This is a genomic window from Oceanisphaera sp. (genome assembly GCF_048268965.1).
Taxonomy (GTDB): domain Bacteria; phylum Pseudomonadota; class Gammaproteobacteria; order Enterobacterales; family Aeromonadaceae; genus Oceanimonas.
Window position 1 is genome coordinate 1 of sequence record NZ_JBLWUK010000040.1, and the last position, 23,551, is coordinate 23,551.

20 protein-coding genes are annotated in these 23,551 nt (G+C 55.7%); 9 read left to right on the forward strand and 11 right to left on the reverse strand.

Annotation, left to right across the window (positions count from 1 at the left end; genetic code table 11):
• Positions 1-544: 544 nt before the first annotated feature.
• The gene (locus tag ACN0VL_RS13795; protein ID WP_417618330.1) at positions 545-1,357 is read right to left on the reverse strand and encodes a pyruvate, water dikinase regulatory protein; all 813 of its coding nucleotides are present in this window, start codon (positions 1,355-1,357) and stop codon (positions 545-547) included.
• Positions 1,358-1,527: 170 nt separating this feature from the next.
• On the opposite strand from ACN0VL_RS13795, the gene ppsA reads away from it, so the two are divergent.
• From ppsA to queE, 4 genes are all read left to right on the forward strand, one after another.
• A complete protein-coding gene (gene ppsA, locus ACN0VL_RS13800; protein ID WP_417618331.1) occupies positions 1,528-3,921 on the forward strand; it encodes a phosphoenolpyruvate synthase in 2,394 nt (797 codons plus the stop codon).
• A gap of 138 nt (positions 3,922-4,059) precedes the next feature.
• Positions 4,060-4,767: a 7-cyano-7-deazaguanine synthase QueC gene (gene queC / locus ACN0VL_RS13805; protein WP_417618333.1), complete on the forward strand. Its 708-nt coding sequence runs from the start codon at positions 4,060-4,062 to the stop codon at positions 4,765-4,767.
• A complete protein-coding gene (gene queD, locus ACN0VL_RS13810; RefSeq protein ID WP_417618335.1) occupies positions 4,755-5,111 on the forward strand; it encodes a 6-carboxytetrahydropterin synthase QueD in 357 nt (118 codons plus the stop codon). The genes queC and queD overlap by 13 nt, the downstream gene beginning before the upstream one ends.
• Positions 5,108-5,827 (forward strand): 7-carboxy-7-deazaguanine synthase QueE, encoded by a 720-nt coding sequence (gene queE, locus ACN0VL_RS13815; RefSeq protein WP_417618337.1) that lies wholly within the window; start codon positions 5,108-5,110, stop codon positions 5,825-5,827. Before queD ends, queE begins: the two co-directional genes overlap by 4 nt.
• A gap of 142 nt (positions 5,828-5,969) precedes the next feature.
• Here queE and glp read toward each other — a convergent pair whose 3' ends face one another.
• Positions 5,970-7,211: a gephyrin-like molybdotransferase Glp gene (glp, locus tag ACN0VL_RS13820; protein WP_417618339.1), complete on the reverse strand. Its 1,242-nt coding sequence runs from the start codon at positions 7,209-7,211 to the stop codon at positions 5,970-5,972.
• Positions 7,212-7,381: 170 nt separating this feature from the next.
• On the opposite strand from glp, the gene folE reads away from it, so the two are divergent.
• Both folE and speA read left to right on the forward strand, forming a co-directional pair.
• Positions 7,382-8,038: a GTP cyclohydrolase I FolE gene (gene folE / locus ACN0VL_RS13825; RefSeq protein WP_417618341.1), complete on the forward strand. Its 657-nt coding sequence runs from the start codon at positions 7,382-7,384 to the stop codon at positions 8,036-8,038.
• 260 nt (positions 8,039-8,298) lie between these two features.
• On the forward strand, positions 8,299-10,203 hold the full coding sequence (speA, locus tag ACN0VL_RS13830; protein WP_417618343.1) for a biosynthetic arginine decarboxylase: 1,905 nt from the start codon (positions 8,299-8,301) through the stop codon (positions 10,201-10,203).
• Positions 10,204-10,359: 156 nt separating this feature from the next.
• On the opposite strand, the gene rsmS is transcribed toward speA, so the two are convergent.
• The 3 genes from rsmS to ACN0VL_RS13845 form a co-directional block, all read right to left on the reverse strand.
• The gene (gene rsmS / locus ACN0VL_RS13835) at positions 10,360-10,518 is read right to left on the reverse strand and encodes a pleiotropic regulatory protein RsmS (protein ID WP_417618345.1); all 159 of its coding nucleotides are present in this window, start codon (positions 10,516-10,518) and stop codon (positions 10,360-10,362) included.
• Positions 10,519-10,546: 28 nt separating this feature from the next.
• Entirely contained in the window at positions 10,547-11,155 is a 609-nt protein-coding gene (locus tag ACN0VL_RS13840; protein ID WP_417618347.1) for a type VI secretion system-associated protein TagO, read from the reverse strand.
• 505 nt (positions 11,156-11,660) lie between these two features.
• A complete protein-coding gene (locus ACN0VL_RS13845; protein ID WP_417618349.1) occupies positions 11,661-12,239 on the reverse strand; it encodes a hypothetical protein in 579 nt (192 codons plus the stop codon).
• A gap of 185 nt (positions 12,240-12,424) precedes the next feature.
• On the opposite strand from ACN0VL_RS13845, the gene ACN0VL_RS13850 reads away from it, so the two are divergent.
• Entirely contained in the window at positions 12,425-13,102 is a 678-nt protein-coding gene (locus ACN0VL_RS13850; protein WP_417618350.1) for a L,D-transpeptidase family protein, read from the forward strand.
• On the opposite strand, the gene ACN0VL_RS13855 is transcribed toward ACN0VL_RS13850, so the two are convergent.
• Positions 13,099-14,856 carry a sigma-54-dependent Fis family transcriptional regulator gene (locus tag ACN0VL_RS13855; protein ID WP_417618352.1) on the reverse strand — a complete coding sequence of 586 codons (1,758 nt, stop codon included), beginning with the start codon at positions 14,854-14,856 and terminating at the stop codon, positions 13,099-13,101. The two genes, ACN0VL_RS13850 and ACN0VL_RS13855, sit on opposite strands and share 4 nt — an antisense overlap.
• 256 nt (positions 14,857-15,112) lie before the next feature.
• Between ACN0VL_RS13855 and ACN0VL_RS13860 the strand changes: the two genes are divergently transcribed.
• A complete protein-coding gene (locus ACN0VL_RS13860; protein WP_417618353.1) occupies positions 15,113-16,630 on the forward strand; it encodes an aldehyde dehydrogenase family protein in 1,518 nt (505 codons plus the stop codon).
• Between the two features lie 164 nt (positions 16,631-16,794).
• Positions 16,795-17,946, forward strand: coding sequence for an L-threonine dehydrogenase (yiaY, locus tag ACN0VL_RS13865; RefSeq protein ID WP_417618355.1), 1,152 nt, complete (start codon positions 16,795-16,797; stop codon positions 17,944-17,946).
• Positions 17,947-18,131: 185 nt separating this feature from the next.
• Here the strand turns inward: yiaY and ACN0VL_RS13870 are convergent, their stop codons facing one another.
• From ACN0VL_RS13870 to ACN0VL_RS13890, 5 genes are all read right to left on the reverse strand, one after another.
• Positions 18,132-18,860: an amino acid ABC transporter ATP-binding protein gene (locus ACN0VL_RS13870; protein ID WP_417618365.1), complete on the reverse strand. Its 729-nt coding sequence runs from the start codon at positions 18,858-18,860 to the stop codon at positions 18,132-18,134.
• Between the two features lie 44 nt (positions 18,861-18,904).
• Positions 18,905-20,005, reverse strand: a complete 1,101-nt coding sequence (locus ACN0VL_RS13875) for an amino acid ABC transporter permease (protein ID WP_417618357.1) — start codon at positions 20,003-20,005, stop codon at positions 18,905-18,907.
• 1 nt (position 20,006) lies between these two features.
• Entirely contained in the window at positions 20,007-21,191 is a 1,185-nt protein-coding gene (locus tag ACN0VL_RS13880) for an amino acid ABC transporter permease (protein WP_417618359.1), read from the reverse strand.
• Positions 21,192-21,300: 109 nt separating this feature from the next.
• Complete coding sequence (locus tag ACN0VL_RS13885) at positions 21,301-22,350, reverse strand: amino acid ABC transporter substrate-binding protein (protein WP_417618361.1); 1,050 nt, start codon at positions 22,348-22,350, stop codon at positions 21,301-21,303.
• Positions 22,351-22,497: 147 nt separating this feature from the next.
• Positions 22,498-23,280, reverse strand: coding sequence for a cyclase family protein (locus ACN0VL_RS13890; protein ID WP_417618363.1), 783 nt, complete (start codon positions 23,278-23,280; stop codon positions 22,498-22,500).
• Between the last annotated feature and the right edge of the window lie 271 nt (positions 23,281-23,551).

Here is a 23,551-nt window from a genome sequence, read left to right on the forward strand (position 1 = left end):
CCAAATAGTAGTAATAGATCAAACTGGCGGATCGGTGTCAAGCACCAAAAATCAGAAAATTAGGTGCGGAATGACAGTTTTAGGCCCCGAGTCGTCGGCGAGCATCACTGACCGACGGCACCGGTGCCAATGGGAGGGCAAAGGGTGTCTGCTCCGTCGACCCTCCGCGCCAGGGAGGGCGCGGCGGAGCCTACAGGGAGGTATTTACGGCGTGTCGGAGGAGCAGTGCCCTTTGCCTGATTACACCGTTAAGTTCAACAGAACCTTGTGACCGACTACAGAGACAGACTTTCGGTTAAAAGCTTACGGCTTTCTTGTCAGCCTTGGTTGCTCTTCGTCCGTGGTTTCCGTGGATTTTGGCGCTGGTTTGCCTTTATCGTCACCCTCGCGAAGAAACGTCATCCTCGCGTAGGCGGACAGGGGGGCCCAGTGCCTTTGCAGGCGCCCTTCAGGCTGACAGTTCTGCACCACAAGTCCTGGATTCCCGCCTTCGCGGGAATGACGGCAGAACCACACCAGTTATGCGGCATTGCTCACGAGCGACTCAGTAGATACGGCGGCGAATGCCAGTTCGCTCCAGCACTTTTGCCGAAATTTCCTCAACCGAGTGGTAGGTGGTGTCGATAAAAGGAATGGCTTCCATGCGGAACAGACGCTCTACCTGCTGCAGCTCGTAGCGGCATTGTTCGGCGGCAGAATACTGGCTGCCGGCCATGCGGCGCTGTCGAATTTCCTGCAGTCGGTTGGCATCTATGGTCAGGCCAAACAGCTTGTGGCGGTTGGCTTTAAGGGCTGTTGGCAGCGTCATGTGCTGCATGTCCTGGTCAATAAACGGATAGTTGGCCACCCGAATGCCAAACTGTAACGCCAGGTATAAACTGGTGGGGGTCTTGCCACAGCGGGACACGCCCACCAGTATGATATCGGCTTCGTCGTAGGCTTTGGTGGTCACGCCATCGTCGTTTTCCAGGGCATAGTTCACCGCATCGATGCGGGTATCGTAATGCTGTCTGTTTTCCATGCCGTGGGTGCGGTTAATGCGCGGATCGGCTTTTACGCCCAGTTGCTGCTCTATGGGCGCCACAAAGGTATTGAGAAAGTCGTAACACTTGGCTTCGCTGGTGGTGATAATGTTACGCAAGGTGCTATCCACTATGGTGTGGAACACCAACGGCTGCTTGCCGCTTTGGCGATAGCAGTCGTTGATTTTGGCTTTAACGTCCTCAGCCTTGCCTGTATCGCCCACAAAAGGGATAGTGACCTGTTCAAAAGGCAGAGGAAACTGACTTAGCACCGCATGGCCAAAAATCTCGGCTGTGATCGCCGTCCCATCAGAAACATAAAAAACCGTGTGCATCAGGCCTCCAGATCTCACTTTTGTATATTGGTACAGGTTAAGCGTTTACCTACATTTTGCGGCCATTGTAGAATCATTCTGTGTCTAGGCATATAAAGGCCTGCAAAATAACAACTTCAAACGCACAGCAGTCAAAAATTACGCAACCCAAGAACATCTTTGTTGGAGACATGTCCGTGAAGGAATATGTAATTTGGTACGAACAGCTCGGAATGAACGACGTAGACCGAGTCGGTGGAAAAAACGCCTCGTTAGGCGAGATGATTAGCCAATTGGCCGGTGCCGGAGTGTCTGTACCTGGCGGTTTTGCGACCACCGCTTATGCCTTTAACGAATTTTTGGAGCAAAGTGGCCTTAACGCCAAAATTCATGACTTGCTCGATACCCTGGACGTCGACAACATTGCCGCTTTGGGCCAGGCCGGGCAAAGCATTCGCCAGTGGGTGATTGATACCCCGTTTCAGCCAGAGCTGGAAAACGCCATTGCCGAAGCCTATAGCGAGCTGACCGGTCAGGCCGGCGATCAGGCCTCGTTTGCCGTACGCTCTTCCGCCACCGCAGAAGACATGCCCGATGCCTCGTTTGCCGGGCAGCAGGAAACCTTCTTGAACGTGCGCGGCCTGGATGCGGTTATGGTCGCCATCAAGCACGTATTTGCTTCGCTGTTTAACGACAGAGCCATTTCCTATCGGGTGCACCAGGGTTACGACCACAGAGGCGTGGCGCTGTCTGCCGGTATTCAGCGCATGGTGCGCTCCGACATCGCCGCCTCGGGCGTGATGTTCACGCTGGACACCGAGTCCGGTTTCGACGATGTGGTATTTATTACTTCTTCGACCGGTTTGGGCGAAATGGTGGTGCAGGGTGCCGTCAACCCCGATGAATTTTACGTTCACAAGCCGACCCTCAAGGCCGGACGTCCGGCGGTGGTGCGCAAGACCCTGGGCTCCAAGTTGCAAAAAATGATCTATGCCGAAGGGCAGGAACTGGGTCAGCAGGTTGATATTAAAGAAACCAGCAAGGCAGAGCGCAATCAGTTCTCGTTAACCAACGACGAAGTGATGGAGCTGGCCAAGCAGGCTGTGATTATCGAGCAGCATTACGGCCGCCCCATGGACATTGAGTGGGCAAAAGACGGCGTAGATGGCCAGCTTTATATCGTGCAGGCTCGCCCCGAAACCGTACGCAGCCGTCAGGACGCTAACGTGCTGGAGCGCTTCGCGCTGGCCGAGCAGGGTGACGTGATCGTCGAAGGGCGTGCCATCGGTCATAAGATTGGTGCCGGCCCGGCCAGGGTGATTGCCTCTCTGGAGCAGATGGACGACATCAAGCCCGGTGACGTGCTGGTGACCGACATGACGGACCCCGATTGGGAGCCCATCATGAAGCGGGCATCGGCCATTGTGACCAACCGGGGCGGACGCACCTGCCACGCGGCCATTATTGCCCGTGAGCTGGGCATTCCTGCCGTAGTCGGTTGTGGTGATGCCACCAGCCGTATTACCGAAGGCCAGGAGATTACCGTGTCGTGCGCCGAGGGTGACACCGGCTTTATTTATCAGGGCAAGCTCGACTTCCAGGTTAATGTCTCCGAAGTCGGTGCCATGCCGGTCTCGCCGGTCAAGGTGATGTTGAACGTGGGTAACCCGGATCGCGCCTTTGACTTTGCCCAGCTGCCCAATGCGGGTGTGGGCCTGGCGCGACTGGAATTTATCATCAACCGTATGATAGGCGTGCACCCCAAGGCTCTGCTGAATTACGAGCAGGAAAGCCCCAGGCTGCAGCAGCAGATTGACGAGATTACTGCCGGTTACGACAACCCGCGGGAGTTCTTTGTTGCCAAGCTGGCCGAAGGCATAGCCACACTGGCCTCGGCCTTCTGGCCGGAGCGCGTGATTGTGCGGATGTCCGACTTCAAGTCGAACGAGTATGCCAACCTGTTGGGCGGCGATGCCTACGAGCCGGATGAAGAAAACCCCATGCTGGGCTTTCGCGGGGCGTCCCGCTATATCTCCGAAGACTTCCGTGACTGTTTTGCCATGGAATGCGAGGCGATGAAGCGGGTACGCAACGACATGGGTCTGACCAACGTCGAAATCATGATCCCCTTCGTGCGCACCCTGACTGAAGCCGCATCGGTCATTGATTTGCTGGCAGAAAACGGCCTCAAGCGTGGCGAAGCCGGCCTCAAGGTCATCATGATGTGCGAGTTGCCATCCAACGCCTTGTTGGCGGACAAGTTCCTGGCCTACTTTGACGGCTTCTCTATTGGCTCTAACGACATGACCCAGCTGACGCTGGGCCTGGATAGAGACTCCGGGCTGGTAGCGGGTGCCTTTGATGAACGTGACGAAGCGGTTAAGGCGCTGCTGTCGATGGCGATTCAGGCGGCACGCAAGGCCGGTAAATACGTGGGCATCTGCGGCCAGGGGCCGTCGGATCATGCGGACTTTGCCTCCTGGCTGGTCGATCAGGGCATAGACTCGGTATCACTCAACCCCGATACCGTGATTGACACCTGGCTGTACCTGGCCAAGCAGGGCAGTGAGCCCAAGCCGGAGTAACCCCGGCTAAACAGAGTATCTGCATATTAAAGGGCGCTTAGGCGCCCTTTTTGTTTGATCTCGTTGCCACGGGCGCTAGAATAGCCCCGCTTTTATTCCCGGTCGCAGCCTACCCGGACAAAACAAGGACACAATTTGATGAATGCTTTACTGATCTGCTCTGGCGGATTCGACTCCGTGACGCTGGCTTATCGTCTGGCGGCAGAAAACGCCCTCGGCGCCTTGCTGACCTTTGACTATGGTCAGCGCCACAAAAAAGAAATAGACGCCGCTCGAGCGTGTGCCGAACGGTTACAGGTTCCCCACCTGGTGATGGACATCAGCCAGATTGGCGCCCAACTCTCGGGCTCGGCACTCACCGATGACATAGAGGTGCCTCACGGTCACTACAGCGAAGAGAATATGAAGCTGACCGTGGTGCCCAACCGCAATGCCATTATGCTGACCATTGCCTTTGGCGTGGCAGCCAGCCGTGGCCTGAACGCCGTCGCCCTGGCGGTACACGGTGGCGATCACTTTATCTATCCCGACTGTCGGCCTGACTTTATTCGCCTGTTTGCTGAAATGCAGAGCCAGGCCCTGGACGGCGTGGCCGAGGTGGCGCTGTTTGCCCCCTATGTGAATACCGACAAAACCGAAATTGCCCGTGATGCCGCCCGCTTTGCGGTGCCGGTGGCCGATACCTGGTCCTGTTACGAAGGGGGCGAGCAACACTGTGGCCGCTGTGGTACCTGTGTCGAGCGTATCGAGGCCATGACCCTGGCCGGCATGGCAGATCCCACGCCTTATCTGGATAAAGAGTATTGGCTTGAGGCCGTGGCGAGGGCGAAAACATGTACACCATAAAGAAGGAATTTCACTTTTCCGCCTCTCATCAGCTGACGCAAATGCCGGAGTGGCACCCTTGCGCCCGTTTGCATGGCCACAACTATATAGTGGTGATCGAGCTGCAAGGCGAAACGCTGGATCAGTACGGCTTCGTGCGTGATTATCTTGAGCTGAAGGCCTTCAAGGACTACATCGACGATACCCTGGATCATCGGCACTTGAACGAGGTGCTGGGCGACGAGTGCACCACGGCCGAGCGCCTGGCCCGGCATTTATTTGACTGGGCACGGGAGCGCTGGCCCGAAGTGAGCGCGGTGTCGGTGTCGGAAACGCCGAAAACCTGGGCGGAATATCGACCATGAGCATCGCCATCAGTGAAATATTCGGCCCCACCATTCAGGGAGAAGGGGCCCTGGTAGGCGTACCCACCGTCTTTGTGCGTACCGGAGGCTGTGACTTTCGCTGCAGCTGGTGCGATACCCTGTATGCCGTTGAACCCCGCTTCAAGGCCGACTGGACGCCCATGAGTGCCTCCGCCATTATGGCGGAGGTGAAGCGTTTGAGTGGCGACCAGCCCTTGCTGGTCACCTTGTCCGGGGGCAACCCGGCGTTGCAGCCGTTAGCCGACTTGTTGACCCTGGGTCAGCGTCAGGGTTATACCTTTGCCATAGAAACCCAGGGCAGCAAGGCCCAACCCTGGTTTGCCCGGCTGGATCACTTAACGCTCAGCCCCAAGCCACCGTCGGCCAACATGCCTTTCAATGCCGCCCGGTTTGCCGACTGTCTGGCCGCCGCCGGGCCCCACACCCAGCTGAGCCTGAAACTGGTGATTGCCGATGAGGTGGATTATCAGTGGGCCCGTGAAATGGCGGCCCGTTACCCCCAGTTGCCCCTGACGCTACAGCCTTGCAACCCGGCGCCGGCCACACCGGAGCAGCCGGAACTGGCAACGGACCTCGAGGATCTGAATGCGCGCCTGCGCTGGCTGGTAGACAAGGTCACCAGGGATCGCTGGTTTAACGCCCGGGTATTACCCCAGTTGCACGTATTGATCTGGAACAACGAGCGCGGCGTTTAACAATGGCGGCGAGCGCTCGCTACACTGTTCGTGAGGCGTGAGGCGTGAGGCGTGAGGCGGGAATAGTGAGAGGTAACACACCGAGTGTTCAGGTACGGTTTCCTCACACCTCACACCTCACACCTCACACCTCATCCATTCGTTACCAATACAAGCCGTCGATCAGCTCCAGCGTGACCTGTTCGCCTTCGGCGACATTGCCGCGCTCTTGTTCAAGGTGCAGCAAGCAGTTGGCCTCGGCCATGGCGCTGAATACGCCGGAGCTTTGGGCGCCGGCGGCGATGACGCCCAGGCTGCCATCGGGCTGGGTGCTGACAATGCCCCGTTGAAAGTCCATGCGGCCGGGTGTTTTTCTGAACGGCATCAGGGCTTTTGCCTGCAGGGTAACAGGAGCGGGCAACACCTCGCCGGCCAGCTTTGCCAGTGCGGGGCGCACCAGCAGGTGAAAGGTCACGGCGGCAGAGACGGGATTACCGGGCAGGCCAAAGAAAGGGCAGTCGTTAATGTGGCCAAAGGCAAAGGGCTTGCCCGGCTTGACTGCCAGCTTCCAAAAAGCGATGCGACCGACGTCTTCCAGTACTTGCTTGGTGTAGTCGGCATCGCCCACGGAGACGCCGCCCGAGGTAATGATGGCGTCGGCTTCACCAGAGGCCTTGATGAAGGCGTCGCGGATCAACGCAGGGTCGTCCTTGATAATGCCATAATCGAGCACCCTGATGCCCAGACGTTGCAACATGGCGTTGAGACCGATGCGGTTGGAGTCATAAATCTCCCCGGGGCCCAGCAGTTCCCCCGGGCTTTTCAACTCGTCACCGGTAGACAGCAAGGCCACGGTCAGCGGGCGGCGCACATAAAGCTGCTCCAACCCCAGAGAGGACAAGACGGACAGCACCCGGGCATTAATGCGGGTGCCGGCGGCGAATACCCGCTCACCCTGGGCCAGATCTTCGGCGGGCAGACGCACATTTTGCCCCTCGCTGATGGTGCCCTGGGGGTAAATGAGGTTTTGCTCCGAGCGACAGTTCTCTTGCATGACCACGGTATCGGCGCCCAGGGGCAGGGCGGCACCGGTCATGATGCGCACGCATTCCCCGGCGGCCACCCGGTTGTTGAACGGCTGCCCGGCCAGGCTGGTACCAATCAAGGTTAACGCCACGCCATCTTGCAGGTCTGCCGCACGCAGGGCATAGCCGTCCATGGCCGAGTTGGCAAAAGAAGGCACATCGATGGGTGAGTGAATATCATCGGCCAGAATGCGGTTGGGCAGTTGTTCAAGTCCCACCAGTTCGCTATCGGTAATGGCATCCAGCTGGCCAAGCATATCCTGCCTGGCATCAAGATAAGGCCGCAAGCCTGGCTGATTACAGTGATCGAAGGTTGTCATATGCAGCTTCCTGTTATGAGCACGAGTAGGTTATTGTTTCAGTTTAAAATATTTTGTCACTGTTAAAGTAGATGATTCTGGCATTCACTCCGGGCGGCAAATACACTACCATTCCTGCAGCCTGTTTTTTGTATTCGATTTATCCAACTGATTTACCCAAGAGGACTACCATGACTGCTTTGAGTGATGCCGCTATTCGGGTCCGTTCGGCCCTTGAAACTCTGGGGCTGGAAACGCCAATGAGAGGCAATAATCTGACCCTGGATGATAAACAGGCACGCATTACGGGGTTAATGGCCGAGATGATGGATGTGCTGGGCCTGGACTTGGAAGATGACAGTCTGGCGGAAACGCCGCAGCGCATTGCCAAAATGTATGTGCGTGAGATATTTTCCGGCCTGGATTACAGCTACTTTCCCAAAATCACCATGATCGACAACAAGATGAAGGTCGATGAAATGGTGCAGGTGCGTGATATCACCCTGACCAGTACCTGCGAACATCACTTTGTGACCATAGACGGCACCGCCACCGTCGCCTACATACCGCGCACCAAGGTGATTGGCTTGTCTAAAATTAACCGTATCGTGCAGTTTTTTGCCCGCCGGCCCCAGGTGCAGGAGCGGTTGACCCAACAGGTGTTGGTGGCCTTGCAGACCTTGCTGGAGTCCGATGATGTGGCAGTAAGCATCAGTGCCACTCATTATTGCGTTAAAGCCAGGGGCGTCATGGATGCCACCAGCAGCACTACGACTACCTCTCTTGGCGGTATTTTTAAAAGCCGTGCCGAAACGCGACACGAGTTCTTGAGTGGCGTAGTACGTTAATCCCACTCACTTTGGGGGCAAAAAAACAGTCGCCAGGGGCCGGCAGGTACTGGTCAGCGCGGGTGGCTGTGTGTAGACTCTGCGCTCTATTTTCAGCAAGCAGACTGAACGGGATCTTACGGATTCATAAAGGGCCAAATTTGGCCGGGCTTGCTGAAATATCGAACGTTTTACGCTCCTGGAGCGTCACAATTATATCGTACCGAATCGTTACCTGATTCGGATTTTCTATGACCCTGACACGAAAAGGGACAAAGAATATGGCTGAATGGTCCGCAAGCGACGCCCTCAAAGTATATAACCTGCCTTATTGGGGAGCCGGCTTTTTTCATCTCGATGATCAGGGGCAAGTCGTTGTCACCCCTGATAAATCTCGCCCCGATGCCAAAGTGGTGCTGTTAGATGTCATTGAACAGCTAAAAGCCGAAGGCTTTGCCACCCCAGTGCTGCTGCGTTTTCCCGATATCATCAAGAGTCGCATCGATGCCCTGTTTAATGCCTTTAATGCGGCCATTGACGAATATGGTTACGAAGGCGACTACCTGACGGTGTATCCCATCAAGGTGAACCAGCAGCGTGGCGTGCTGGATGCGGTGACCAAGGCCTATAAAGACAAGCCGCGCCTGGGGCTGGAAGCTGGCTCCAAGCCGGAGTTGCTGGCCGTGCTGGCCCACAGCCACGAAACCGAGTCGGTTATCGTGTGCAACGGCTATAAAGATAAAGAATATATCCGTCTGGCGCTGTTGGGCACCAAGATGGGCCATCAGGTGTACATCGTCATCGAAAAGCTGTCCGAGCTGGCCATGGTGATGGAAGAGGCCAAGTGCATCGATGTCGAGCCAAGACTGGGCGTGCGCGCTCGTCTGGCTTCCCAGGGGGCAGGCAAGTGGCAGTCCAGCGGTGGCGAAAAGTCCAAGTTTGGTTTGAGTGCCGCCCAGGTGCTGAGCCTGGTGCAACAATTGCGCGATGCGGATTGCCTGCACTGGTTGCAACTGCTGCATTTCCACCTGGGCTCGCAAATTGCCAATATTCGCGACATTCAAAAAGGGGTGCGCGAGTGTGGCCGCTTTTACGGCGAGTTACGGCGCATGGGCGTGCCGGTGGATATTGTCGATGTGGGTGGCGGTTTGGGCGTGGACTACGAAGGGACCCGTTCGCAAAGTTATTGTTCCACCAACTACAACATGCGTGAATATGCCAACAATGTGGTGTGGGGCATTGGCAACGTCTGCCGCGAGTTCGACTTGCCTTACCCGCTGATCATCAGCGAGTCGGGCCGTGCCATTACCGCGCACCATGCAGTATTGATTGCCGATGTCATCAGCATAGAGTCGGCCAAGCCACAAGCAGCCGGGGCACCGGCTGCAGAGGCGCCATTCTTGCTGCACAATATCTGGGATACCTGGGAAGATCTGTGCCGGGAAGATCCGCCCCTGCTCGAGATCTATCACGATACGGTAGCCGAGCTGGGCGATGTGCATCAGCAGTACAACATGGGGTTGATGACGCTGGAAGACAGAGCCTGGGCAGAAGAAATGCACCTGAATATCTGTCTGGGCATCAAGGCGCGGCTCAATACCGCCAACCGCTCGCATCGACCCATTATGGATGAGCTGAACGAAAAGCTGGCCGACAAGTGCTTTGTCAACTTCTCGCTGTTTCAGTCACTGCCCGATGCCTGGGGCATTGATCAGATATTTCCGGTCTTGCCATTAAACGGCCTGGACAGAGAGCCGACCCGTCGCGCGGTGATCCTGGACATTACCTGTGATTCAGACGGTGCCATCGATCAGTATGTGGATGGTCAGGGTGTGGAAACCACCTTGCCGATGCCGGAGTTTGTGCCGGGCCACCCTCAATATCTGGGCTTTTTCATGGTGGGGGCCTATCAGGAGATTCTGGGCGACATGCACAACCTGTTTGGTGACACCCACAGTGCGGAAGTCTCGGTAGACGGCGATGGCAAGGTGATCATCAGTGATGTGAAGGCGGGCAGCACGGTCACCGACATGCTGCGTTATGTGGATATTGACCCTAGCGTCATTAACGCCCGTTACGAAACGCTGCTCAACCAGCCCCATCTGGATGAAGAGTCCCGTGCCATGATGCTCAACGAGCTGACCGCCGGTCTGGAAGGTTATACCTATCTGGAAGAAGAGCGCTAAGCCTCAAAAGTGACGGTGAGGGGCAAGATGTGAGGTGTCAGGCGTTAAACCTGAGACGTGCCCCTGAGTCATTAGGTGTCAGAAAACCGGTATTTTATCTTCGCTCCCATGCCCGGCATGGGAGCGTTTTTTTGGCCGCACCTTACGCCTCACTCTTCATTCTTTGCGTTTCTCAGCTGCCAGCTTGCGCTCAAAGTCTTTGGTGACCATGGCCAGGGCGCTGAGTACCACTTCCGGGTCCAGTTGATTGACTTCCAGCAACTCGATCAAGTCTACCGCCAGTTTGACGTCCGCAGGCGCCTCGTTCAAGCTCATCAGTGCTCTCCGTTTTAGGCGGCTGTTCTTACCAGCCGCAGGTTTCTCGTAATGGTTTAATGGCCTGGTCCAATCCCGAAGTGTCGAAGATGGCAATAGACGGGCTGACGTTAAAAGGCGTCACCTGAGCGACCATTTTGTCCGCCGCCAGCAGGTCTTTCAGCATCTTGATGGGCGTACTATGATAGCTTGCCTGCCTGTCAGACAACAGCTCCCACCTGGAGGTGCTGGCGTCGCCATCGCCTATTCTCAGAGTGACGTTTGCTTCGCTGCCCAGATAGGCCCGCCAGTTGATGAGCACCTCTGTTTTGTTGGAATGACAGCGCGCGACCAGGGTAATTGGTTTTCCGAATCGGCTTCCTCCCGAGTCGGCCTTCAGCGTCAAGGTCACGGTTCTTGAGTCGTCAATAGGATTTTTCTGCTTATCAAGTACCCATTTTCCGGTGTCTCCAGCCCGAGCCTTCATCGCGTGCCGGCCGTTCACCCCGAGTGTCTTTGCCAGCTGGTCGTAACATGCCAGTCGGGGTAAGTCTTCCCCAATCATGGCGCACTGTGCAATAGAGTTTGATGGTACTTGCTCGGCCGTGACCGTCGCTGATGCTGCTAATGTTACCGCTGCCAAGATTAACTTTTTCACTATCTAACTCCCTGAGCGAAACCGTGAATATTTTTGAACGAATGCAGATAATGCCGCATAACAGGTGTGGTTCTGCCGTCATTCCCGCGAAGGAACGTCACCCTCGCCCCCTCTCTTGTCATTCCCGCGCCCCCCTCTTGTCATTCCCGCGCACCCCCTCTTGTCATTCCCGCGAAGGCGGGAATCCAGGACCTGTGGTGCAGAACTGTCAGCCTGCGCTTCTCCTGCAAAGACACTGGACCCCCGTCCCCGCCTTCGCGAGGATGACGTTCCTACGCGGGGATGACGTTCCTGCGCGAGGATGACGTTCCTTCGCGAGGGTGACGATAAAGTCTTCGGTCTTTAAAGAAAACCAAGGCCAGGCCCAAAATCCACATCAGTTATAAGAGGTTGCTTGGTGTTAATTGAACCCCTACGGTAAAGCACCACAGTAACCAATATGTTGCTGATGTAGAAGACTATAAACAAAAGCCCGAAGAACATCATGTGGTTACAGCCTGAGGGGTCATGAATGGGGATTGCCGTCTGCCATACAGGCATCCAGCTGTTGATAGAGCGCCCTGAGTGACAGGTAAACCAGCTGGGCGTCCGGAGCCGTGGGGGCCATGGGTTGAAAGTCATGATTGGTGAGATCGAATGCGTCTGAACGCGCCAGTCTGAGCCGGCTAAAACCGTAGTGGGTGCCCTGGGCCTGACCGAAAGCCGCCAGCTGAAAGGCAATGCGATACTCGCTTGGCAGCAAGCCGAGTTGTCGTTTATTTACCCTGATCAAACCCGGCGTGTTCAAGACATCCCGGCCAAAGTACACTATGGCATTGTCATGGCTATCGGCATCTGTGTCGTCAGGCGGCGAAGGAATAAGCGCGTTAATACAGGGCTCGGCATGGTCGGCACTAAACGGGGTATCGGAAAAAAATGCAATGCTTTCCAGCCGGGGAGACAGGGTCTGACTGATGGCCACGCCCGGGGTGCCTGGTGAAAAGGATGGTGTCCTGGTCGGGTAGGGCAGTGATGCCAGCTGGGTACAGCCACTCAGTAACAGGGCCGACAAGACCAGAAGAGGTGGGGTTGCATGCTGTGGCACTGGCGCCTGCCTATATTGAGGGGGTGTTTATTTATCCTAATACAAAATCAGCATGGACAGCGCCGCAATGTCTTTGAACTTATTTCGTTGCGACAGATTACAACGGAGACGGGGTCGCGCTATTATTAGGGTATGAGTTTATTTTGGGTTTAGTGTTGTTTATGCGTCTTTTGCGAGAATTTACCGTGCCAGCTCTCCTTTTGGCCACTTTAGCGGCCCCGACGGCCCTGGCCGTTCAGTATCCCCATAGCAGTGTGGATGAAGTAGTATCGGCCTATGGGTATCTGGCCGAGGTGCGCATGAAACCTTACTTTATGCGTGCCAACATCACGTATCCGCCGCAAGAGGTGGTGTTTTTAGCGACCAAAGAGGAAAAAAACCTGGAGCTATGGGCCCGCAACGAGGGAGACTTTACCTTTATTCGCAGCTACCCCATCAGCAAGGCCAGCGGCGGCCCCGGGCCCAAGCTGCGAGAAGGCGATAAACAGGTGCCAGAAGGTATTTACCGCATCACGCATTTAAACCCGAACAGCCAGTTTCACCTGTCGATGCGGCTGGACTACCCCAATTCGTATGATCTGATGCGTGCGGCCAAAGAAGGTCGTACCAACCCGGGTGGCGATATTTACATTCACGGCAAGGCGCAGTCTGTCGGCTGTCTGGCCGTGGGCGACATAGCGGTAGAAGAGTTATTTGTGTTGGTCAGTAAAGTCGGCACCCATCGCGCATCTGTGGTTATCGCGCCACACGATCCGCGACGTCAGCCTCTGGACGGCTTTGCGGCCAACCTGCCGCGTTGGGCCGTAGAGTTGTACGCGGATATTTCTCGCGAGTTTGCCAAATACCCAAAAGGTGATATTTAAACCATCTTGGGCTTGCTTGCCTTCAGCCTGGCATAAATAGTGGTTCTGCTCATGTTCAACCGGCGGGCGGCCTCACTCACGTTGCCCTGGCATTCCTCCAGGGTTTGCACAATGAGTTGGTCGGTTAAGGATTTTAGATCCTGTGTTTGTGGCAGGCTGCGGGCCATTTGCGGGAGCTCTGGCAGATGTTGCAGTCTGATATGGCTTCCTTCGGCCAGCACTATCGCTACCTCCAGCTGTTGTTTTAACTGGCGAATATTGCCGGGCCAGTGATAACTGCGTAGCCAGTGTGTGACATCTTCATCCAGGGTTATCTTGCCAAAGGGGGCATCTTCAGGGGTTAACTCGGCCAATAAAGACCTCAATAACGTGTTAAACGCCTCTTCTCCATATTCCCGCAGCGGCGGCAGCTGCAGGGTAAAGCCATTAATTCTAAAGTACAGGTCCTGGCGAAACTTCCCTTGCTCAACCATGGCTGCCAGATCTCTGTGGCTGGCGGCAATCAATTGAAAGTCGACGGCTTGCGGCTGGTGACAGCCCAGGGGAGTCACGGATTTTTCTTGTAGCACCCTTAATAAACGCGTTTGTGCCGCCAGTGGCAACTCGCCAATTTCATCGAGAAACAAAATACCGTTATCGGCGCTTCGGATATAACCAGGCCGGCCCTGTTTATGGCCACCGGTAAAGGCACCGGGCACATAACCGAATAATTCGGCTTCCAGCAGATCGTTGGGCAGAGCCCCGCAGTTAACGGCAATCAAGGGGCCCGCAGATCGAGCACTGGCCTGATGTAATCGTCGCACCAGGTGATCTTTGCCGGTACCGGTTTCACCTTGAACAAGCAACGGGATCTGCCGAGCCATCAACTTGAGTGCCGTGGCCTCACGGGGGCTCGGTGCGGGTGTCATGACCTTATTAACAACAGTCTGAGACTGTTGCTGGCGGCTAAGCAAGGCGATGCCTTGTTTAACCGGGGTTAGCTTGCCTTGCTGTAGCTGGCCCAGCATAGCGGGCAGGTTCAGCTCACTCAGCCAGTGGCGGGCACTGCGGTTGGCGCCCAGCAGCTGGCCGTCTTCACGCAGGGCGATAATGCCGGACCAGGGCTGTTGCAAGCTGCCTGCGTCGGGCGCCAGGCTGAGGATCCAGTGCGCCTGATGCTGGTTCATCACCAGGGCATTTTCTACGGCCAATGCCATCAACCTGGCGGTTAGCAGCATGTCCTGGGCATGTTCGCCCGTGTCACTGGAAATATCGATCACACCCAATAGCTCTCCGTCAGGAGATAACACCGGGCTGGCGCTACAGCTAATGCCGTGATTGGCGGCTAAATAATGCTGCTGGCCCAGTACGCTTACTTCCTGCCGTTCGTTGAGCGCGGTACCAATGGCGTTGGTGCCCATGCTCTGTTCGTGCCAGCTGGCGCCACTGGTCAGGGCGACTTGTTGCGCCTTGCTGCCAAAATGCGGATCGCCGGCGCTAAATAAAATGGTGCCCTGAGCGTCGGCAAACAACAGGCGACAACGCCGGCCCTGCTGCAGTTGTTCAAACAAGGGCAGGCTGTTGTTGAGATAGCTGAGCAAGGGAGCATGCTGCTGCTTTATCTGCCGTAAATCGACCTTTGGCAGGCTGAAGGGGTCTATTCGACTGTGCTGACTCAAACCATATTCACGGCTGCGTTGCCACGAGCGCTCCAGTAACAGCTGCGTTGGCGGTAGCTGAGAGAGCCTCGTCTGATCCGTTTCATTTGTCGTCATGGTCGCTCCTGTTAAGAAACTGAACACCTGTACTGAACACTGTGTGCGTAAACCGAACAGCTTGTTGCCAGCTAATGATAGTCCGCTCATTCGTGGAGAAGCCTGTCCCCGCCCTTAATATAACGCATTTGTAAGCCTGTTTTGTTGATATTCAGCACTTGGCACCAAGTTTGCATTTCCAGAGGCAAGGCCAGGCTGTAAAGGCCGTCGTCTGTCATCACTGTCTGTGAGTGAGCTATCAACAAGGAGAGTCATCATGATTTATCAGCAACCAGGACAAGCCGGTGCCGTCGTCAGTTTCAAGGCACGCTATCAGAATTTTATCGGTGGCGAGTGGCGTGAGCCGGTCAATGGTCGTTATATGGAAAATAGCTCGCCGGTTAACGGCGCCGTGTTTTGCGAAGTCCCGCGTTCCGATGCCAAAGACGTCGACCTGGCGGTGCAGGCAGCTCAAACTGCCTTTGCAACCTGGAGTAAAACCGCGGTCGCCGAGCGTGCCAATGTGATGTTGCGCATCGCCGATCGTATTGAACAGAACATAGAAATGCTGGCGGTTGCCGAAACCTGGGATAACGGTAAGGCGGTGCGGGAAACCCTGGCTGCGGATATTCCGTTGGTGGTCGATCATTTTCGCTACTTTGCCGGCGCCATCCGTGCCCAGGAAGGCTCGGCCGCTGAACTGAACGCCACGACTGCCGCCTACCATTTTCAAGAGCCGGTGGGCGTGGTGGGGCAGATTATTCCCTGGAACTTTCCGCTGTTAATGGCGGCCTGGAAGTTGGCGCCGGTATTGGCCTCGGGTTGCTGTACCGTGCTTAAACCTGCCGAGCAAACGCCGGCATCCATATTGGTGCTGATGGAGCTCATTGGCGATCTCTTGCCGCCGGGAGTGATCAACGTGGTCAATGGCCTGGGGAAAGAAGCCGGCGAAGCGATATTACGCCACCCCGGTATTGCCAAGCTGGCCTTTACCGGTTCTACCCCAGTGGGGCAGCACGTATTGAAAGCGGCGGCAGAGCGTTTAATTCCGTCCACCGTCGAGCTGGGGGGCAAGTCGCCCAATATCTTCTTTGAAGATGTGCTGAATTATGAACCCGAGTTCGTCGACAAATGCATTGAAGGCATGTTGATGACCTTCTTTAACCAGGGGGAAGTCTGTACTTGTCCGTCTCGTGCTCTAGTGCAGGAGAGCATCTTCGACGACTTTATGGAGCGGGTTCTGGTGCGAGGTCGCCAGATAAAACAAGGCAACCCGCTGGATACCGATACTCAGGTGGGCGCACAAGCGTCGCGAGAACAGTTTGATAAAATTTTGAGCTACATGGAGATTGGCAACCGCGAGGGCGCCAGGATGCTGCTGGGCGGCCAGGCGAATACCATTAGCGGTCTTGAAGACGGCTTTTATATTCAGCCGACCATTTTTCAGGGCAACAACACCATGCGGGTGTTTCAAGAGGAAATATTTGGCCCAGCGGTAGGCGTGACCACCTTCAAAGATGAAGCCGAGGCATTGGCCATTGCCAACGATACCGAGTTTGGCCTGGGCGCCGGCCTGTGGACGCGAGATACCAACCGGGCCTACCGCATGGCCCGAGGTATTCAGGCTGGGCGCATCTGGATGAACTGTTATCACGCCTATCCGGCCCATGCGGCCTTTGGCGGCTATAAAAAATCCGGTATTGGTCGCGAAACCCACAAGATGATGCTGGATCACTATCAGCTGACCAAGTGCATGTTGGTCAGTTATGACAGTCATCCGTTGGGCTTTTTCTGATCGCGGTCAATCATGATCTGGAATAACACCCACTAACCCAATTATCGCTACAGTCAGGTTCGGCAATTGCTGCAGGAGCCTGACATCCGGATACACGTACAACGGCTGGCAAGCCTTGCCAGCACCCGATGATTTGTTTCTGAATTGAGAAGGAAGGTAACAATATGAGCACAGCCACATTTTATATGCCCTCGGTAAACGTGATAGGTGCCGGTGCCATCGAGCAGGCGGTGAACGAGCTGAGCCAGCTTGGCTTTAAACATGCGTTAATCGTGACCGACAAGCCCCTAGTCGATTTAGGCTATGCGGGTGACTTGCAGCAGGCGCTGGCCAGCAAGGATATTCAGGCCAGCACTTTCGCCGAGGTACAGGCCAACCCTACCACGGGTAACGTTGAAGCCGGTTTGGCGCTGCTGCGCCAGCATGATTGTGATTTTGTTATTTCCCTGGGCGGCGGCTCACCCCACGACTGTGCCAAGGCCATTGCCCTGGTAGCCAGTAATGGCGGTGATATTCGTGATTACGAAGGCGTGGATCGCTCGACCAAGCCTCAGCTGCCGCTGGTGGCCATTAACACCACCGCCGGTACCGCCTCGGAAGTGACGCGTTTTTGTATAATTACCGATGAAAAAACCCACATTAAAATGGCGATCGTCGACAAGAACGTCACGCCCATTATGTCGGTCAACGATCCCGTGTTGATGAAAAACATGCCCAAATCGTTGACCGCCGCCACCGGCATGGATGCGCTGACGCATGCGGTAGAGGCCTATGTGTCAACGGCGGCCAACCCTATTACCGATACCTGTGCACTTAAGGCGGTCACGCTGATCAGTCAGTATCTGGTGCGCGCCGTGAATGATGGCACCGACATGGAAGCCCGGGAGCAAATGGCCTATGCCCAGCTATTGGCCGGCATGGCATTTAACAATGCGTCGCTGGGGTATGTGCATGCCATGGCGCACCAGCTGGGTGGCTTTTATGATCTGCCCCATGGGGTTTGTAATGCCATCCTGCTGCCGCACGTGCAGCGCTTTAACAGCAGCGTGGCCAGTGCTCGCCACACCGATATTGCTGCCGCCATGGGGCTGGACGTGACAGGCGTGAGCCAGGAAGAGGGCGCCAGCCTGTGTATTGACGCCATCGTCAAGTTGGCAAAGCAGGTGGGTATTCCTGCCGGTCTGGCCGGCCTGGGAGTCAAAGAAGCCGACTTCGACATGCTGGCAACCAACGCCATGCAAGATGCCTGCGGCTTGACCAACCCGATTCAGCCCAGCCATCAGGAAGTGGTGGCCATGTTTAAAGCCGCCTTGTAAGCCCATGTTTTACACATGAGCCAAGTCTACGAGCCCCGCTATTGTTCGGGGCTTTTTTATGTGCTCGGTTATGTGGTGCGGCGAAAAGAGTGAGGAGATGAGTCACAGGCTGGCAAGAAGTTGTGCTTAACTCTTCACTTTTTATCCCTCACGCCTCACGCCTCACGTCTCACGCTTATGTCGAGTTAATGCCCCAGAATCTGGCTGAGGAACAACTTGGTACGCTCCGACTCGGGGTGATGGAAAAAGGTTTCCGGGTCGTTTTCTTCAATAATCTGCCCTTCATCCATAAAAATAACGCGGTCGGCCACGGTGCGGGCAAAGCCCATTTCGTGGGTCACGCACAGCATGGTCATGCCTTCTTCCGCCAGTTCGACCATGACATCGAGCACCTCCTTGATCATCTCCGGATCCAGCGCCGAGGTGGGTTCGTCAAACAACATGATTTCCGGGTTCATGCACAGGCTGCGGGCAATGGCCACCCGCTGCTGCTGGCCGCCGGACAGCTGGCCGGGATATTTTTTGGCCTGTTCCTGGATCTTGACCCGGGTCAGCAGGGCCATCGCCACTTCTTCGGCTTCTTTCTTGGGGGTTTTACGCACCCAGATTTGAGCCAGGGTACAGTTTTCGAGCACGGTAAGGTGCGGAAACAGGTTAAAGTGCTGAAACACCATGCCCACTTCGCGACGAATGGTTTCAATGTGCTTAACATCGTTGGTCAGCGGTGTGTTGCGTACCAGAATATCGCCTTTTTGATGCTCTTCGAGCCGGTTGATGCAGCGGATCAAGGTCGACTTTCCCGAGCCGGAAGGGCCGCAGATGACGATGCGTTCGCCCTTGGTCACGGTCAAGTCGATATCCCGTAACACATGAAAGTCACCATACCATTTATTGACGCCGCGCAGCGTGACCATGGCTTCCTTGTTGTTGGTATTCATTATCTTACTCCCATGGATGGCTAACCCGGGCGGTGGCCGGTGTTGAGTTTACGTTCCAGATATTGGCTGTACTTGGACATGGCAAAGCAAAATACCCAATACACCAGGGCGGCAAAGACATAGCCTTCGGTGGCAAAACCCAACCATTTAGAGTCCGCCAGCCCGGCCTGTACTATGGCCAGCAAGTCGAACAGGCCGATGATCAACACCAGGCTGGTATCCTTGAACAGGGCAATAAAGGTATTCACTATGCCGGGAATCATGAGTTTCAGTGCCTGGGGCAGCACGATCAGCAACATGGTTTTGGTGTAGTTTAATCCCAGCGCTTCGGCCGCTTCGGTCTGGCCCTTGGGAATGGCCTGCAGGCCACCCCGTACCACTTCGGCGATATAGGCCGACTGAAAGAAGACGATGCCGATCATGGCACGGATCAGTTTATCGAGGCTGATCTCTTCGGGCACGAACAGCGGCAGCATCACCGACGACATGAACAGCACCGTGATCAAGGGCACTCCGCGCCAAAACTCGATAAAGACCACAGACAGACTGCGCACTATCGGCATGTTGGAGCGTCTGCCCAGAGCCAGCAGGGTACCCAGGGGCAAGGCGGCAATAATCCCCACAATGGCGATGATGAGGGTCAAGGTCAGGCCGCCCCACTGATGGGTCGGCACCACGACCAGGCCAAACCAGCCACCGTATAACAGGCCATAGGCAATAAACGGGAATATCAGCACCATGAAGGGCGCGACCCACATTTTGGCCGGCAGACGCGGCAGGGCCAGCCACAGCAGCTGCAACACAAACAAGGCAAAGGTCAGGTTAATACGCCAGATCTCATCGGCAGGATAAAAGCCATAGGTGAACTGCTGCAGCCGGTTGCCGATAAATACCCAGCAAGCGCCGCCACTCACGCAGGCCTCTCGGCTGTTACCCAGCCAGTCGGCCTCGATAATGGCCCAGTTGAACATGGGCACCAGCAACAGGTAGAGGCCGTACAAGCCCGCCAGGGTGACCAGGCTGCTGATCGGGCCCGAGAACAGGTTGGCGTGCAGCCAGCCAATCAGCCCTCTGTTGGCTGCGGGAGCCGGCTGTTGCGGGGTAATGGTGTTTTTATACATATTATCGCTCCACCAGTGCCATGTGACGGTTAAACCAGTTCATAAAGAAAGACACCGTCAGGCTGATGATCAGATACACCAGCATGGTAATGGTGATCACTTCTATCGCCTGACCGGTCTGGTTGAGGGTGGTCCCGGCAAACACCGAGACCAGATCCGGATAACCAATGGCGGTGGCCAGCGAGGAGTTTTTGGTCAGGTTGAGAAACTGGCTGGTCAGCGGCGGAATAATCACGCGCATCGCCTGTGGAATGACGACCAGACGCAACGTCAGGCTGTTTTTTATGCCCAGCGAATGCGCAGCTTCGGTCTGGCCCTGGGCCACGGCCTGAATACCCGATCGCACAATTTCGGCAATAAAGGCGGCGGTATAAATGGTCAGCGACAGCCACAGCGCCATAAACTCGGGGATAATATTAATGCCTCCCCTGAAGTTGAAGCCTTTCAGTTCGGGATACGCCCACTCCAGAGGCGCGCCCAGCAGCACGAAAGTCAGACTGGGGAGTGCCAGAATCAGGGCCAGGGCTATCCAGCCGGCGGGAAAGCGCTGGCCGGTGGCCTCCTGGCGGCGTTTGTTAAACCGTACGAGCCCGATAGACAGGGCGATGGCGACAAGCAGTGCTATGCCCACCCAGTAAAATCCGCTGCCGGGCAAGGGTTCGGGCAAATACAGGCCCCGCACGTTAAGAAAGGCGGCATCGCCCACGTTGATGCTGTTGCGCGGGCCGGGCAGGGTGCGCAGCACGGCGAAATACCAGAAAAACATCTGCAGCAAGAGTGGAATGTTGCGAAACAGCTCGACATAAGCCGACGCCAGGCGGGCAATCAACCAGTTGGGAGACAACCGGGCAATCCCGATGATGAATCCGAGAATAGTGGCGCCGATAATGCCTAAAAAAGAAACCAGCAGGGTGTTGAGCAGCCCCACCACAAAGGTACGGCCATAGGTGTCGACCTCGCTGTACGGGATCACCGATTGGGCAATGGCAAAACCGGCAGGGTCGTCCAAAAAGCCGAAGCCGGTGGTAATACCGCGAGTTTCGAGGTTGGAAAGGGTATTGCTGATAATAAACCACAGCACAACGGCCACGGCACTCAGCAGCAACAGCTGAAACAGCAAGGCGCGTTTAGCCGGATCACGCCAAAACTTCACCTCGGTATCTGTGTGTTTGGTCGGTAAAGACATAAGCCCGCCCCCAAGGAAGAGTAAAAGGAGGGCCGCATCGGTCGCGGCCCAGCCTTCTAGCAGGGTGTTACCGCTCTTTCACCCAATGACAAGAGCAGCAAGCAGCCGGTTAACGAACGGGCGGAGCGTATTGCAAACCACCGTCCGTCCACAGCGCATTCAGGCCGCGATCTATCTTCAGTGGCGAGCCCTGACCCACGTTGGCTTCAAACACCTCGCCATAGTTACCCACATGCTTGATGATGCGATAGGCCCAGTCTGCGGGGAGTCCCATGCCTTTGCCAAAGTCGGCATCTTCACCCAGGAAGCGGCGCATATCCGGGTTGTTACCGCCCTTCATGCTGTCTATGTTGGCCTTGGTAATGCCCATTTCTTCGGCGTTGACCATGGCAAAGTGCGTCCACTTGACGACGTTGAACCACTGATCATCACCCTGGCGAACCGAAGGCCCCAGGGGCTCTTTTGAAATAACCTCGGGCAGGGCGACCGCACCGTCCGGGTTGGACATTTTGGTACGCAGGGCGTAGAGCTGGGACAAATCCGAGGTCAATACATCGCAGCGGCCGGCCTCCAGCCCTTGCACGGTCTGATCGGAAGTATCAAATACCACGGCGGTATAGTTGATATTGTTTTTGCGGAAATAGTCGGCGACGTTCAGCTCGGTAGTGGTACCGGACTGAATACAAATGGCGGCGCCATCCAGGTCTTTGGCACTGGCTACACCCAGAGCTTTATTGATCAGAAAGCCCTGGCCATCGTAATAGTTGATGCCGGTGAAGTTCACACCCAGTTCGGTGTCCCGGCTCGAAGTCCAGGTGGTATTGCGGGACAACACATCAATCTCGCCCGACTGCAGTGCGGTCAGACGCTCCTTGGCATTCAGCGGAATATACTGCACCTTGTCAGGATCGTTAAAAATGGCCGCCGACACGCCGCGACACAAGTCTACATCCAGGCCTCTCCATACCCCCTTGTCATCCGGGCTGGAAAATCCGGCCAGACCGCTGTTCACGCCGCACTTCAGCTCGCCTCTTTCTTTCACCGTATCCAGTGTTGCAGCTTGCACCTGGCTGAGCCCGGCTGCCAAGGTTGCTGCCACCAGCAGGGCCGGTTTGCCCAGAGCGAAAATGTTATTGCCGACATTTTTTTTGCTGACCATATGGTTCACATCCTTTTGAGTTAGCTTGGCTTATCTTTGATGTCATCTAACCGGCACTGAATTTTGCTGCCTCTTAGAGTATTAGCACAAATACAATAAGCCGGTTAAATTTATGTCAATAATAGATGAGAGTTTGAGTAACGGGGGTTATTCGATGTGGGCGATGATGCGCAGCGGGCCCCCTGACCCTCCTTCTATTTTCATGGGCAAGGCGATGATGGTGCTGCCGGTAGCCGGCAGGGCACTCATGTCGGCCACGTTCTCGAAGGCCGGAATATTGTGGGTCATCAATTCCACATGGGCGGCAAAGTCGGTGGACTGGCCATAGTCGATAGAGGGAGTGTCAATCCCCACGCCATGTATGCCGCGGGCCACCAGCAGGCGGGCTCCTTCCTTTGAAAGACCGGGGAAATGCAGTTTGGCGACGGCCGCGGCTCCGCGCTCAGCGGTACCCATGTACTGCTCACGGTCGCCATACAGGCCGGCACGGCCGGTCATCAGTAGAACCATGGCCCCTTTCGGCAGGACGCCATGGGTCTGTTCAAAGGCTTCTATGTCTGCTGCAGTAACCAGGTAATCGACGTTCTCTGCCGATTGTGTGGAGACATCGATAACGAATCCGGGCCCTATCAGCTGTTCGATGGGTAATTGATCGGCGCTGTGGCCGCCCTCGGCAAAATGAATGGGGGAGTCCAGATGGGTACCGCCGTGTTCTGCCGCTGCAAAATTGTAGGCCGAATAGTAGTAGCCGCCCTCGGTCTGGCCGGCAAACACCTCCGTCTGCTGGAACATGTCAGCCGTTGGCCAATAGACGGAGTGTTCATTGAAGGAGTGCGTCAAGTCAATCCATTTACCCTGCGACAGGTCCAGCGCGACGGCGGGCAGTGACAACAGCAAGCTTGAAATCAGAATTCCTGAACGAATAATCATGGCGCCCTCCAGTGCAATCTGGCATGGGGTATCTTCTGCTCGGGCTACACGGGTACACAGCATGGCCCTGGTTGGATGTATTCCCCACTCTGACTTTGAAAGCATAGCTGGATTTTGGCTGAGGTGAGCGCCGTCTTATACCAATCGGATTAAACATCAGATCAACTTTATCCAGCTACGATGACACAGTGATTTCACCCGCTCCTCATCTTCAATAAAGTGCTTCCACGCCGATGTACAGGCATCAAGAATATCGTCGTAATCTTTGAAG